At 70.7% G+C, this 13455-nt stretch carries 10 protein-coding genes and 1 pseudogene; 6 read left to right on the forward strand and 5 right to left on the reverse strand.

Features of this window, described 5'->3' with window-relative positions; all coding sequences use genetic code 11:
* Positions 1–193 precede the first annotated feature (193 nt).
* On the forward strand, positions 194–1909 hold the full coding sequence (locus AB0P17_RS00445; protein ID WP_365806201.1) for a bifunctional 3'-5' exonuclease/DNA polymerase: 1716 nt from the start codon (positions 194–196) through the stop codon (positions 1907–1909).
* Between the two features lie 153 nt (positions 1910–2062).
* On the opposite strand, the gene AB0P17_RS00450 is transcribed toward AB0P17_RS00445, so the two are convergent.
* Positions 2063–2818: an NPP1 family protein gene (locus AB0P17_RS00450; RefSeq protein ID WP_365806202.1), complete on the reverse strand. Its 756-nt coding sequence runs from the start codon at positions 2816–2818 to the stop codon at positions 2063–2065.
* A 295-nt stretch (positions 2819–3113) separates the two neighbouring features.
* On the opposite strand from AB0P17_RS00450, the gene AB0P17_RS00455 reads away from it, so the two are divergent.
* From AB0P17_RS00455 to AB0P17_RS00465, 3 genes and pseudogenes are all read left to right on the forward strand, one after another.
* The gene (locus AB0P17_RS00455) at positions 3114–4151 is read left to right on the forward strand and encodes a superoxide dismutase (protein ID WP_365806204.1); all 1038 of its coding nucleotides are present in this window, start codon (positions 3114–3116) and stop codon (positions 4149–4151) included.
* Between the two features lie 206 nt (positions 4152–4357).
* Positions 4358–7228, forward strand: coding sequence for an excinuclease ABC subunit UvrA (gene uvrA, locus AB0P17_RS00460; RefSeq protein WP_365806206.1), 2871 nt, complete (start codon positions 4358–4360; stop codon positions 7226–7228).
* Between the two features lie 34 nt (positions 7229–7262).
* Positions 7263–8231, forward strand: a pseudogene (locus AB0P17_RS00465) (RNA polymerase sigma factor); the annotation flags it as partial.
* A gap of 109 nt (positions 8232–8340) precedes the next feature.
* On the opposite strand, the gene AB0P17_RS00470 reads toward AB0P17_RS00465, so the two are convergent.
* On the reverse strand, positions 8341–9000 hold the full coding sequence (locus tag AB0P17_RS00470; RefSeq protein ID WP_365806207.1) for a response regulator transcription factor: 660 nt from the start codon (positions 8998–9000) through the stop codon (positions 8341–8343).
* A 17-nt stretch (positions 9001–9017) separates the two neighbouring features.
* Entirely contained in the window at positions 9018–10199 is a 1182-nt protein-coding gene (locus AB0P17_RS00475; RefSeq protein ID WP_365806209.1) for a histidine kinase, read from the reverse strand.
* Between the two features lie 174 nt (positions 10200–10373).
* On the opposite strand from AB0P17_RS00475, the gene AB0P17_RS00480 reads away from it, so the two are divergent.
* Complete coding sequence (locus AB0P17_RS00480; protein ID WP_365806211.1) at positions 10374–10802, forward strand: MmpS family transport accessory protein; 429 nt, start codon at positions 10374–10376, stop codon at positions 10800–10802.
* A 228-nt stretch (positions 10803–11030) separates the two neighbouring features.
* Here AB0P17_RS00480 and AB0P17_RS00485 read toward each other — a convergent pair whose 3' ends face one another.
* Complete coding sequence (locus AB0P17_RS00485) at positions 11031–11423, reverse strand: ester cyclase (protein WP_365806213.1); 393 nt, start codon at positions 11421–11423, stop codon at positions 11031–11033.
* A 179-nt stretch (positions 11424–11602) separates the two neighbouring features.
* A complete protein-coding gene (locus tag AB0P17_RS00490; protein WP_365806214.1) occupies positions 11603–12355 on the reverse strand; it encodes an SDR family oxidoreductase in 753 nt (250 codons plus the stop codon).
* 143 nt (positions 12356–12498) lie between these two features.
* On the opposite strand from AB0P17_RS00490, the gene AB0P17_RS00495 reads away from it, so the two are divergent.
* Complete coding sequence (locus AB0P17_RS00495) at positions 12499–13443, forward strand: AraC family transcriptional regulator (RefSeq protein ID WP_365806216.1); 945 nt, start codon at positions 12499–12501, stop codon at positions 13441–13443.
* Positions 13444–13455: the final 12 nt, after the last annotated feature.

Raw genomic sequence — 13455 nt, forward strand, 5'->3', positions numbered from 1 at the left:
GTTCTTCACGTGACCTGCGTGCCGTACGGGTCCCCCGGGCCCGGGAGCCATCAACACCTCGGCGGGCTTCCCTGTTCCGGCTTCAGGACCGATCCTCCCGGCGACCGGCCGTGCCCGCCTCCCGGGCGGACGGCGGGCGGTGACGGGCCGTCGTCACAGGCCGTTGTCAGACCCTCCTGCCAGACTCGCTCCCATGACCGAACGATGGGCGGTGGCTCCGACGGACGGCGGTGGCGCGCTGCTCGTTCCGCTGGGCGAGGACGGCCGGGCGGCCGGTCCCGTGCTGCGGGAGCCGGATCTCGTCGCGGCGGTCGGGTCACGCCTGCCCGAGGTGGGGCGATGGGTGTGGCGGGCCACCTCCGCGGTGTATCCCCGCCTGCTGGCGGCGGGGGTCCGCGTCGAGCGGTGTTACGACATCGAGGCGAGCGAGTCCCTGCTGCTGGCCCACGAGGGGCGGCTGGGCGAGCCCCGGTCGGCGGCCGCGGCGCTGGCCCGGTTGCGGAACGGGCCGGTGCCGCCCGATCCGCCGCCCCGCTCGGCGGAGCCGGGCTCCCAGTCCTCGCTCTTCGAGCCGCGGGCGGGGGCGGAGATTCCCTTCGAGGACCTGGTGGAGGTGTACGCGGAGCAGCAGCGCAGGCATGGGGCGGCCGGGCATCCCGGGCGGCTGCGGCTGCTCACGGCGTCCGAGTCCGCGGGCATGCTGGTGGCCGCGGAGATGCACCGGGCGGGGCTGCCCTGGCGGGCGGACGTGCACCGGGAGGTGCTGCACGAACTCCTCGGCGAGCGGTACGCGGGCGGGGGCGAGCCCCGGCGGCTGGCGGAGCTGGCGGACGCGGTCTCGGAGACGTTCGGCCGGCGGGTGCGACCGGACCTGCCGGCGGACGTGGTGAAGGCGTTCGCGCAGGCGGGCATCCGGGTGAGGTCGACCCGGCGGTGGGAGCTGCAGGAGATCGACCATCCGGCGGTGGAGCCGCTGATCCAGTACAAGAAGCTGTACCGGATCTGGACGGCGCACGGCTGGAGCTGGCTCCAGGACTGGGTGCGGGACGGCCGGTTCCGCCCGGAGTACCAGCCGGGAGGTACGGTCTCGGGCCGCTGGACCACCAACGGCGGCGGGGCGCTGCAGATCCCCCGGGTGATCCGCCGGGCGGTCGTCGCCGACACCGGGTGGCGGCTGGTGGTCGCGGACGCCGACCAGATGGAGCCGCGCGTCCTGGCCGCGATCTCCCGCGACCCGGGGCTGATGCAGGTGGCGGGGCACCCCGGCGATCTGTACACGGCGCTCTCCGACCGGGCCTTCTCGGGCGACCGGGAGCACGCGAAGCTCGCCCTGCTGGGGGCGATCTACGGACAGACGTCCGGTGACGGGCTGAAGAATCTGGCCGCACTGCGCCGGAGGTTCCCGCTCGCCGTGGCGTATGTGGACGAAGCGGCCCGGGCGGGCGAGGAGGGCAGGATCGTACGGACCTGGCTCGGGCGGACGAGCCCGCGCGCGGCCGGGGCGGAGGACGACGAGGCCGGAATCCCGCAGGAGACACCGGAGCCGGACGGACCGGCGCCCAGCGGCTCCGGGGGCTTCTCCGGCGGGGAGTTCACCCCCGGATACGCGTCGTCGGCCGGCCGGGCCCGGGGCCGTTTCACCCGTAACTTCGTCGTCCAGGGCAGCGCGGCCGACTGGGCCCTGCTGATGCTGGCGGCGCTGCGCCGGGCGATCGCGGGGATGCGCGCCGAGCTGGTCTTCTTCCAGCACGACGAGGTGATCGTGCACTGCCCGCTGGAGGAGGCCGAGGAGGTGGCGGCGGCGATCCGCGCGGCCGGCGAGCTGGCTGGGAGGATCGCTTTCGGCGAGACACCGGTGCGGTTCTCGTTCACGACGGCGACGGTGGAGCGCTACTCCGACGCGAAGTGATGCGCAGTGATGCGCAGTGATGCGAAGCGACCCGAAAGCGATCCGACCGGCGGGACGCGTTGCAACGGCCGGAGATCATCCGCTGTCCGGGCCCCAAGCATGAGGCCCCGAGCATGAGGCCCCAGGCATGGGGCCCCAAGCGTGGGGCGTTCGTCAGGCGTTGGGGTCGAACGGGATACCGGCCGGTTTGGCCTTCTCCAGGTGGCTGTTGAAACTGCCGTCCTTGAGGCCGAAGTTGGCACTGCCGAAATTGGCCTGGCCGAGCTTGTCGCGGAGGCCCGCGGGATACCCGTTCCAGCCCACCAGGGTCGGGTACTGCCACACGCGGTAGTGGTTCTCCGGCGGCTCGTCGTTGGCGTTGGCGGCGCGGAAGGCGTGCGTGCTCAGGCCGTCCTTGTGGTAGACGATCTTGGGGTGCGCCCCGTCCCAGCGGATCTGGTCCCGGCCGTGGACGGTGAAGCCGCCGTGGGCCGAGGTGGAGACGTACTGCGCCTGGTTGTTCTGTACCCACACCACGACGTGCTCCCAGTCGTGACGGTGCCCGCCGATCGTGGCCTGGTCCTTCTCGAAGTAGAGGCCGTACATGACCGCGCACCAGCCGTTGTTGCACTTGGACCGCGCGTACCCGTTGGTGTTGTCCAGGTCCGACTGGTCGCGGCACTCGCCCTGGGGCGCCCCGGACGGGTTGAGGCCGCCGTTGAGGGTGCCGTCGGGGCCGATGGCGGGGGTGGGGTAGCAGCCGTCGGTGTCGTAGTCGTAGGCCGGCTGGTACGTACGCTCCAACTCGTCCGCGTTCCCCGGCAGGGCCGTCGGAGGCGCGGCGAAAGCACTGCCCGGGAAGGCGACGACCAGCGCGACGGCGCTGCCGAGGGTGAGTGCGGCCTTACGTATGCGCGAGCTCTTCTTCACTGCGTCCTCCTGGTGGACCGCGACGTGGGGCCGACGGCGGTATTGGCATGCCCACTTCACAAGCGGGGAACTCCGGCACATGGCAGCTCGTTACGAACGAAATGGAGCTTCGAGCAGAGCAACCAACGCCAGGAGAAGGCGAGTTGACATCGAGCTGACACGGCCCGGAAGCCGCGCGTCCCGCCGGATCCGCGCCCGCTACACCCGTCGCGCCCGCTCCGCCGATCGCGTCCATGGAGTCACCGAGTCCGCAGCGTTCCCGCTTCCCCACCCCCGCTCACGGAGGCCCTGAACCATGACCCGGAACCACCCCCACCCCCACGCCCGCGCCACGGAGTCGCCGTCCCGGCGCGTCGTGCTCGGCACCACCGCCCTCGCGGCCCTCGCCCTCGCGGCCGGCGCCGGCCCCGCGAGCGCCGCCGCCCGGCCGAGTGCCGCGCGGCCGGGCGCCGCACAGCCCGACCGCGTACGGCCGAGCGGCGCGTGGCCGACCGAGTTCCCGCTGCCGGACGGCTTCCTCCCCGAGGGGATCACCATCGGCGGCCGCCCGTACGCCTACATGGGCTCACGCGCCAACGGTGCGATCCTCCGCACCGATCTGCGCACCGGCGAGGGCACGGTCGTCCACCCGGGCGAGGCCGGCACGGCGGCCGTCGGGGTCAAGTTGGACGAGGACGGGCTGCTCTACGTCGCCGGGGGCGGCGGAGGGACGGCGCGGGTCGTCGACACCCGCACCGGCCGGCTCGTGGCCACGTACCGACCGACGCCCGCGACCGGTCACTTCGTCAACGATGTGATCCTGCTCGGCGACCGCGCCTGGTTCACCGACTCGCGCGACAGCGTGCTGTACGGGATACCGCGCGGCCGGGCGGCGATGACAGGCCACAAGGCCGACATCCGCAGCCTTCCCCTCGGCGGGGACTGGGTGCAGACGCCCGATGTGAACAACGCCAACGGCATCGTCTCCGCCCCCGGCGGCCGAGGACTGATCGTCGTGAGCAGCCAGCCCGGCCGGCTCTACCACGTGGACCTGAAGACCGGTCACGCCACGGAACTCGCGCTGAACGGCGCGGCCGACGTCTCCAACGGCGACGGCCTCCTCCGGCTGGGGCGGACGCTGTACGTCGTCCAGAACCGGCAGAACGTGATCAGCGTGTTCGAACTCGACGCGGGGCTGCGCTCCGCCACCCTGCGCCGGACGATCACCGACCCGCGCTTCGACGTGCCGACCACCGTCGCGCGCTGGGGCGACCGGCTCTATCTGGTCAACGCCCGCTTCACCACGCCGCAGACACCCGAGACGACGTTCAACGCCGTGGCCGTCCCCCTCTGACCGGCCGGCCGGGAGCGCCCCCCGCCCTCGGGCGGCCGGAACAGGCCGGAATAGGGATGTGCCGGATCCGGCGGGATCCGGCACATCCTTTTCCCCCTTCGCCTTTCCCCTTCACGGCACTTGCTTTTTCCATGAAAGCGTGAGCAACGAAAAAACCCATAACGATCCCATAACGCCACGGCCCCGGGTGGGTTAGGGTTCAACTCGTGATGGACCGTCTCGTAATCAAGGGTGCCCGCCAGCACAATCTCCGCGACGTTTCCGTGGACCTGCCCAGGGACGCGCTCATCGTTTTCACCGGAGTATCCGGTTCGGGGAAGTCGAGCCTGGCCTTCGACACCATTTTCGCCGAGGGTCAGCGGCGCTATGTCGAATCGCTTTCCGCATATGCCCGTCAGTTTCTCGGCCAATTGGACAAGCCCGATGTCGACTCCGTCGAGGGGATATCCCCGTCGATCGCCATCGACCAGAAGACCACCGGCCGCAACCCGCGTTCCACGGTCGGCACCCTCACCGAGGTCTACGACTTCCTGCGCCTGCTGTACGCGCGCGTCGGCCGCCCCCACTGCCCGGAGTGCGGGGAGCCGATCACCCGGCAGACGCCCCAGCGGATCGTCGACCGCCTGCTCGCGTACGACGAGGGCGTACGCCTCCAGGTGCTGGCCCCCGTCGTCCGCGACCGCAAGGGGGAACACGCCGATGTCTTCCGGCAGCTGACGGCCGACGGGTTCAGCCGGGTCCGGGTGGACGGTACGGTCCTTCCGCTGACGAGGCCGCCGGCGCTCGACCCGCGCAGAGAACACTCGGTCGAGGTCGTCGTGGACCGGCTGGCCGTGAAGCCGGCCGTCCGGCAGCGGCTCACCGAGTCCGTCGAGACCGCCCTCGGGCTGGCGGGCGGCGCCATCGCCGTCGAGTTCGTGGACCTCGCCGCCACCGACCCCGGGCGCGAGCTGACGTTCTCGGAGACGATGGCCTGCCCCCGGGCCCATGACATCGACCTGCCGGAGCTGGAGCCCCGGCAGTTCTCCTTCAACGCGCCCTGGGGCGCCTGCCCCGACTGCGGCGGCCTCGGCTCGCGCGCGGAGGTCGACCCCGGCCTCGTCGTCCCGGACGCCGGGAAGTCGCTCGCCGAGGGCGCCATCGCCCCCTGGACCTCGACCAGCGGCGCCGAGTACTTCTCCCGGCTCCTCGACGCGCTGGCCGCCGAGACCGGCTTCAGCACCGCCACGCCGTGGCGCGAACTCCCCGCCGCCGTACGGAAGGTGGTACTGCACGGCACGCCGACGCGGCTCCGCCTCTCGTACACGAACCGCTTCGGCCGGGACCGTTCCCACACCACCCCGTACGAAGGCGTCATCCCGCACATCCGGCGCCGCCACGCGGAGGCCGAGGAGAACGCCTCCCCGTCGCGGTTCGAGGGCTATATGCGGGAGGTGGACTGCCCGGCCTGCGGCGGCGCCCGGCTCCGGCCCGAGGTGCTCGCGGTCACCGTGGGCGGACGCGGTATCGCGGAGCTGACCGCACTGCCGCTCGACGAACTCGCCGCGTTCTCCCGCGACCTGCGGCTCGACGGCTGGGAGCGCCGGGTCGCCGAGGCCGTCCTCGCGGAGATCGACGAGCGGCTGCGCTTCCTCCTGGACGTGGGCCTGGACTATCTGACGCTGAACCGCCCGGCCGCCGGCCTCTCCGGCGGGGAGGCGCAGCGGATCCGGCTGGCCACCCAGATCGGGTCCGGGCTGGTCGGCGTCCTCTACGTACTGGACGAGCCGAGCATCGGACTGCACCAGCGGGACAACCAGCGGCTGATCGGGACGCTGCTGCGGCTGCGCGACCGGGGCAACACCGTGATCGTGGTCGAGCACGACGAGGAGACCGTACGGGTGGCCGACTGGGTGGTGGACATCGGTCCCGGGGCCGGCGCGCTCGGCGGGCACGTGGTGCACTCCGGCACGGCGCGGGAGCTGCTGGACCACCCCACGTCGCTGACGGGCGCGTACCTCTCGGGGCGCCGGCGGATCCCGCTGCCCGAGCGGCGCCGGCCACGGACCGAGGGCCGCGAGATCACCGTGCACGACGCGGCCGAACACAATCTGCGCGACGTGACGGTCTCGTTCCCGCTCGGCCAGTTCATCGCCGTCACCGGCGTCTCGGGCTCCGGCAAGTCGACGCTGGTCAACGACATCCTCTACACGGCCCTGGCCAAGCGCGTCCACCGCGCCCACCGGGCGCCGGGACGCCACCGTACGATCACCGGCGCCGAGGAGATCGACAAGGTGGTCAGGGTCGACCAGTCGCCGATCGGCCGCACCCCCCGCTCCAACCCCGCCACGTACACAGGGCTCTTCGACCATCTGCGCCGACTGTTCGCGCAGACGGCGGAGGCGAAGGTACGCGGCTACCAGCCGGGCCGGTTCTCCTTCAACCTGAAGGGCGGTCGCTGCGAGAACTGCCTCGGCGACGGCACCATCCGCGTGGAGATGAGCTTCCTCCCGGACGTCCACGTCCCGTGCGAGGTCTGCCACGGGGCCCAGTACAACCGCGAGACCCTGGACGTCCACTACAAGGGGAAGTCGATCGCGGACATCCTCGCCCTGACCATCGCGGAGTGCGAGGACTTCTTCGCCGGGCACGCGATCATCGGCCGTCACCTCAGGACCCTGAACGAGGTCGGACTGGGGTACGTGAAGCTCGGTCAGGCCGCCACCACGCTCTCCGGCGGCGAGGCGCAGCGCGTGAAGCTCGCCGCCGAACTGCAGAAGCGCACCAGGGGCCGCACCCTGTACGTACTCGACGAGCCGACCACGGGGCTGCACACCGACGACGTACGGAAGCTGCTGACCGTCCTGCACCGGCTCGTCGACGCGGGCAACACGGTCGTGGTGATCGAGCACGACCTCGACGTGGTCAAGACCGCCGACCGGGTCGTCGACATGGGCCCGGAGGGCGGCCGCCGGGGCGGCACCGTCGTCGCCGAGGGCACCCCCGAAGAGGTCGCGGCGCAGCCGCACTCCCACACCGGCCGGTTCCTGCGCCCGCTGCTGGACGGCCCCCGCACCGCGCCGGGGACGGGGAGCTGACGCGATGAAGACGGAACCCGGCACCACCCGCGCCACTGACAGGGATGAGGACACCGACGCCCCCGCACTCCGGCTGCCCTCCGGCGGGGACTCGGTCGACCAGGTACGGGACTACCTCAAGCGCATCGGCCGCGTCCGTCTCCTCAGCGCCGAGCAGGAGGTGGACCTGGCGAAGCGGATCGAGGCCGGACTGCTCGCCGAGAAGAAGACGGAGGAGGACCCGGGCCTGGACGCCCCGTACCGGAGGGAGCTGGACATCCTCGCTCAGGACGGCCGCCGGGCGAAATCCCACCTCATCGAGGCCAACCTCCGGCTGGTCGTCTCCATCGCCAAACGCTACAGCGGGCGCGGCCTCATGTTTCTCGACCTGATCCAGGAGGGAAATACCGGACTGATCCGGGCCGTCGAGAAATTCGACTACACCAAGGGTTTCAAATTCTCGACGTACGCGACCTGGTGGATCCGCCAGGCGATATCCCGGGCCCTCGCCGACCAGGGCAGGACCATCCGTATCCCGGTCCATATGGTGGAGGTCATCAACCGGCTCTCCCGGGTCCGCCGGGAATTGCTCCAGGATCTGGGGGTCCACCCCACCCCGGAGGAACTGGCGGAGAAAATGGAGGTGTCCGTCGAGAGGATCATCGAACTCGACGGCTACACCAGGGAGCCCATCTCCCTGCACACCCCTCTCGGCGACGACACCGCCACCGAACTGGGCGACATGATCGAGGACGTCGAGTCGGCCTCCCCCTCGGACATGGTCACGTTCCTGCTCCTCAGGGCCGAGATCCACGCCGTCCTCGCCACGATGACCCCGCGCGAGGCCGGCATCATCTCCCTCCGTTACGGCCTCGCCGACGGCCGTGCGAAGACGCTGGAGGAGATCGGCCAGGTGTACGGGGTGACGCGCGAGCGCATCCGCCAGATCGAGTCCAAGACCATGTCCAAGCTCCGCCACCCCTCCCGCTCCCAGGTGCTCCGGGACTATCTGACGGCCGACTGACCGACCGACAGAGGTCGGGCGTCACGGCGTTTCCCTCGGAGGGGTATCCGCCCCGCACCCGGCTGCCCGCCCGGCTCCAGGCCGCACGGCGTCAGGGAGTCACGGCCGGTCAGCGGACGATGCCGTGCTCCCAGGCCCAGGCCGCGATCTCCACGCGGTTACGGGCCGGCAGTTTGTCCTGGATCCGGCTGAGATGGCTCTTGACGGTGCTGAGCGAAAGACTCATCTGACCGGCGATCTCGTTGTTGGTACGGCCCCGGGCGACCTGGGCCACCACCTTGAGCTCCTGGGGGGTGAGGCGGCGCGCGGCGGCCTCGGCGGTCTCGGCCCGGGAGGGCCCGCTGAGGTGTTCCAGGAGTCTGACCGTGACGGACGGCGAGATGAGGGAGTCCCCCTTCACGGCGGCGCGCACCGCCTCTATCAGCAGCCGGGAGCCGGAGTTCTTGACCAGGAAGCCGCTGGCGCCGGCGCGCAGGGCACCGTAGACGTACTCGTCCAGATCGAAGGTGGTGACGACGACGATCTTCGTACCGGACTCCGGCGCACCCGGGTCCTGGCGCAGGCGCTTCGTCGCCTCCAGGCCGTCGAGCCCCGGCATGCGGATGTCCATCAGACAGACGTCGGGCTTCAGCCGGCGTACCGTCTCCACGGCCTCGATGCCGTCGGACGCCTGACCGACCACGGAGATGTCCTCCTGGCTCTCCAGGATGAGCCGGAAGCCGGTCCGTACCATCTCCTGGTCGTCGGCGATCACCACTGAGATGCTCAACGCGCTTCCCCACTTCCTCACTTCACGGGTATCGAGGCCGCCAGTTCCCAGCCGCCCTCGGGCATCGGGCCGCTGGTGAGCTCGCCGCCCAGCTCGGCCACGCGCTCCGACAGGCCGATCATGCCGAAGCCACTGTGCCGGAACCGTCCCCGGACCCGCTGCGGTCCGGTGGCGTTGTCCCGTACGCGGACGGTCAGCAGGGCGTGGCCGGACTCCTCGCCTTCTTCTTCCATCAGGACGTGCACGGTGCTGGCCGTACGCGCGTGCTTACGGACATTGGTCAGCCCTTCCTGGACCAGCCGTTCGACGGTCTTGGCCAGCCCGGGCGACCAGGCGGCGCTGTCGACGCCGTCGGCCACGTCCAGCCAGGCGTGCTGTCCCGGCGTGGGGAAGCGGTGGACCAGGTTCTCGATCGTCGTCAGGACGGGCGTGACCGGTGCGGGCGCCGCGGGGTCGCCGGTCTCCCGCAGCAGACGGACCATCCGGCCCATCGCCACCAGCCCTTCCTGCCCGGTCCGCTCGATGTTGGAGAACAGCTCGCGCGCCGTGCCCGGGTCACGCCCTGCGGTGTGCTCCCCGGCCTGGGCCTGGACGACCATGGCCGTGACGTAGTGGGCGACATGGTCGTGCAGGTCGCGTGCGAGGTCCAGGCGTTCGGACTGGCGCACCCGGTCGGCCGCCGCCCGGCGTCTGCCGTCCTCGGTCCGCAGATAGCCACCCAGCAGCGCGAAGCCCACCGCGAGCAGGGTGAAGAGCCGGTCGACCCCGTCGAGCAGCGGCAGTTCCGACAGCGCCGGAGCACGGCCTTCGAGGAGCATCACCGCCGCGGCCGTCGGCACCGCCGCCACGGTGAGCGGCAGGGGCCGCCCGTACCGGCAGACCAGGCACAACAGCACCAGCAGCCCGAGGAGTTCGGACCATCCGGGGGTGCGCTGGAGCACCGTACGTTCCACCAGTGAGGTGGTCAGCAGCGAGACGACCGCCGCGGTGACGGACAGCACGCACACCGTCCACTGCCGGCCGGCCCGGTACGCCGCCGGCACCGCGGCGGCCGCGCCCAGGGCCAGGACGCCGCTCGCGACGACCGCGAGCCCGACGTCGCTGCGGCTCACCACGCCCGTGTCCAGCACCACCGGCAGCGCGCAGACGCCCGCCACGGCGACGGCCTCCGGTGCGGGACGCGGAAGGGAGGGAGGCATGACGAGGAGGATAGACGGCCGTTCGCGGGGCCGGCCGTGGCGGCGGGCGGATACGTACTTTCGGCCGATGCCGCCGCGGCGAATGCAGACTTTCGGCGGCAGCGGGGCCCCGCGCCGCCTACCAGAATGAGCCACGTCCGAGACCAACTCCCCGGCCATGCACCAGGAGTCGAGATGCAGTTCCCCACATTCCGCGCATCCCCCGAGGCATCCGGAAAGGCGTCCCCTGAGCCTTCCCGTCCTTCCTCCCGTACGTACCTCAGGTCGCTGGGGGCCGCCGGCGCCGCGGCCGTGGCGGCCGTGTCGCTCACCGGGTGCGGGCTGTTCGGCGGAAGCTGGGACGTGAAGCTGGAGGTGACGGGAGCCGGGGCCGCCGACATCAGCTACAGCTTCTCCGGCGACAACGACGGGAAGACCGCCGCGGGGCAGCAACTGCCCTGGTCCAAGGCGCAGAACGTCGGATTCGGCTTCAACGACCTGGGAATCAAGGACGCGCCCCCCGGCACCGCCTGCCGCATCTATGTCGACGGCAAGCTCAAGGACGAGCAGAAGGAGCCCGACGACAAGGGCATCGTCTCGTGCTCCATCCACCTCCAGAACTGAGCCGTTGGCCCCTTTGCATCGGCTTCGTCCTCCAGCAGTACCACCTGCTGCCGGAGCTGAACGGCTCGGAGAACATCCTGCTGCCGCTGGAGATCGCGGGGCGCCGCCCCGACTCGGCAGCGCCCGCGCGCCGGGTCCTCCGTCCAGGGCCCCGGCGCGCGGACGGTAACAGCGACGGTGACCGCCGTCGTCCGGGCGCCCTCCGCCGTCGGGACCGGCGCTACCGGGTCAGCCCGCGAGCTGCTTCTTGAGGGCCTCGGCGTCGTGGACGGCCGACATCTGCACAAACTTCCCGTCGCGGATCCGGTAGATGGCGAACTCGTCGATCTCGATAGGAGCGCCCGTGGGCGCCACGCCGAGCCATTCCTTGGTGGGTGTACCGTGATTGACGGAGTGGCAGGCCAGAATGTCACCGTTGATCGCCACCTCCTTGATCTCCCATTGGAAGTCCGGAACGGCGTCGGTGATGCTCCTGAGTGCCGCGACGACGTCCGCGCGTGTGGCCGGCTCGCCGTGCGAGATGATGAACTCGCCGACGAACTCGCCCATACGGTCGAACTCGTGCGCGTTGAGCGCCTCGCAGTAACGGTCGTAGAACTCACGCATGTTGAAGTCGGGCATCGCTGCCTTTCCCACCCGGTGTCCGGGCTGTCATCGTGCTCATAATTCGTTTGTGGCACCCGTCGCGATCTCGCTGCGGCGGCCATTGCTCACAGATGCGGCTGTTCCAACCCAGATGCACTGCAACCGGATCAGCGCCGCTGGGACGCTGCAGACGCGGCCCCTCGAATGGCGGCTGCTCAGGTCTGGTTCTCGCCCCCGTCGACGTAGATGTTCGAACCGACGACATAGCTGCTCTGTTCCGAGGCCAGGAAGGCCACGACCGCGGCGGCCTCCTCGGGCTGACCGAAGCGGCCCTTGGGCACGGTCGCGGCGACATTCTCCTTGACGGCCCGGGCCGTCTCCTCGTCGCCGAAGGCAGCGGTGCCCCCAGGAGTCTCGATCCATGCCGGCGAGACCACGTTGACCCGGATGCCGCGGTCCTTGAGCTCGGTGGACCACGTCCGCGCGAAGGACCGGACGGCCGCCTTCGACGCCGCGTACGCGCCGAACGCCGCCACTCCGCGGTCCGCAGCCGTCGACCCGACCAGGACGACCGAGGCTCCGTCGTTGAGCAGCGGCAACGCCTTCTGCACGGTGAACATCGTGCCTCGGACGTTGACCGCGAAGGTCTGGTCGAAGTGCTCTTCGGTGGTGTGTTCCAGCGTCACGAACGCACCGGTCGCCGCGTTCGCCACGAGTACGTCCAAACCCCTGCCTCGCGCCTGGACCGCCTCGTAGAGCCGGTCCAGATCCTCCGGCTTCGCGATGTCGCCGACGACCGCGGCGGCCCGGTGTGCTCCGACGGTCTTGACCGCGGCCTCCAGTTCGGACGCGCGTCGGCCGGTGACGAACACGTACGCGCCCTCGTCCGCCAGCCGTACCGCGGTGGCCAGACCAATGCCGGTGCTGCCCCCGGTGACCACCGCCGTCTTGCCTTCCAGCTGTCCCATGTAGGTGTCTCCGTCAATCTCTCGATGCCGATCCGTTCGACACCGATACTGCGGGGCACCGGAGATACAATCCATGATGCGCAGTCCGGAATTCATTACGTATCGTCCTGGAGGTGTCTCCGGTGCTCGGATTCAAGGACCCCGTGGCTGACGCGATCGGCCTGCTGAGGCCCCGCACCGTGATCGGCCCCAGTCTCCGGGCCACGGGAGACTGGGCCCTGCGCTTCGACACCTTTCCGCACGTGCGGATCGGAGGCCTGGTACGCGGCACGTGCTGGCTGATCCTCGAAGGGCACGAGCCGGTGCTCCTGCAGGAGGGCGACACCTTCATGCTGGGAAACCCGCCGCCCTACGTGCTGGCCGGCACACTCGACGCAAGCCCGCGCCCAGCGGCAGCGGCGTGGGCGGGTGCCGAGGACGGGTTCGTGCACATCGGCCCGCGGTCCGAGGACGACCTCTACCTCTGCGTCGGACACATCGCCTTCGATGAAGGAAACGCGGCCCTCCTGACCGACCTCCTGCCGCCCCTTGTGATCGTCCGTGCGGCCGACCCTCATGGCAGGCGGCTCGCGCAGCTGATCGACCTTCTGGCCACCGAGGTCGGGGTCGCCGCCGCCGGCGGCCCCCTGGTCCAGAACCACCTCGCACAGATCCTGCTCGTGCACATGCTTCGAGCGCACGCCGGTCAGACAGACCGGCCCACCGGCTGGCTCAGTGCCCTGAACGAGGACGGCATCGGCGCCGCCCTGCGCGCCGTACACGCGGACGTAGCCCACTCCTGGAACCTCCAGGAACTCGCCGACATCAGCCACATGTCGCGTTCCGTGTTCGCCCACACCTTCAAGAGCCACGTCGGAGTCCCGCCACGGGAATACCTCATCCAATGGCGCATGAACCTCGCACGCGACGCCCTCGCCCGCGACACCCTGACGATCTCCGAACTCGCACAGGCCACCGGCTACCGGTCCGAGAGCGCATTCAGCACCGCATTCCGCCGCGTCGTCGGCTCATCACCCGCACACTTCCGGAACCAGGCACGACAACCCGCACACTCGCCCACGAACGAAAAGGGAGCGGAGTACGTGTGACAGCCGGCTCTT

It is taken from the genome of Streptomyces sp. NPDC088124, from assembly GCF_040685895.1.
GTDB lineage: Bacteria > Actinomycetota > Actinomycetes > Streptomycetales > Streptomycetaceae > Streptomyces.

Coding starts and splice junctions, on each gene's coding strand:
- AB0P17_RS00445 (WP_365806201.1), top strand. CDS start 194: ATGACCGAACGATGGGCGGTGGCTCCGACGGACGGCGGTGGCGCGCTG.
- AB0P17_RS00455 (WP_365806204.1), top strand. CDS start 3,114: ATGACCCGGAACCACCCCCACCCCCACGCCCGCGCCACGGAGTCGCCG.
- AB0P17_RS00475 (WP_365806209.1), bottom strand. CDS start 10,199: ATGCCTCCCTCCCTTCCGCGTCCCGCACCGGAGGCCGTCGCCGTGGCG.
- AB0P17_RS00480 (WP_365806211.1), top strand. CDS start 10,374: ATGCAGTTCCCCACATTCCGCGCATCCCCCGAGGCATCCGGAAAGGCG.
- AB0P17_RS00485 (WP_365806213.1), bottom strand. CDS start 11,423: ATGCCCGACTTCAACATGCGTGAGTTCTACGACCGTTACTGCGAGGCG.
- AB0P17_RS00490 (WP_365806214.1), bottom strand. CDS start 12,355: ATGGGACAGCTGGAAGGCAAGACGGCGGTGGTCACCGGGGGCAGCACC.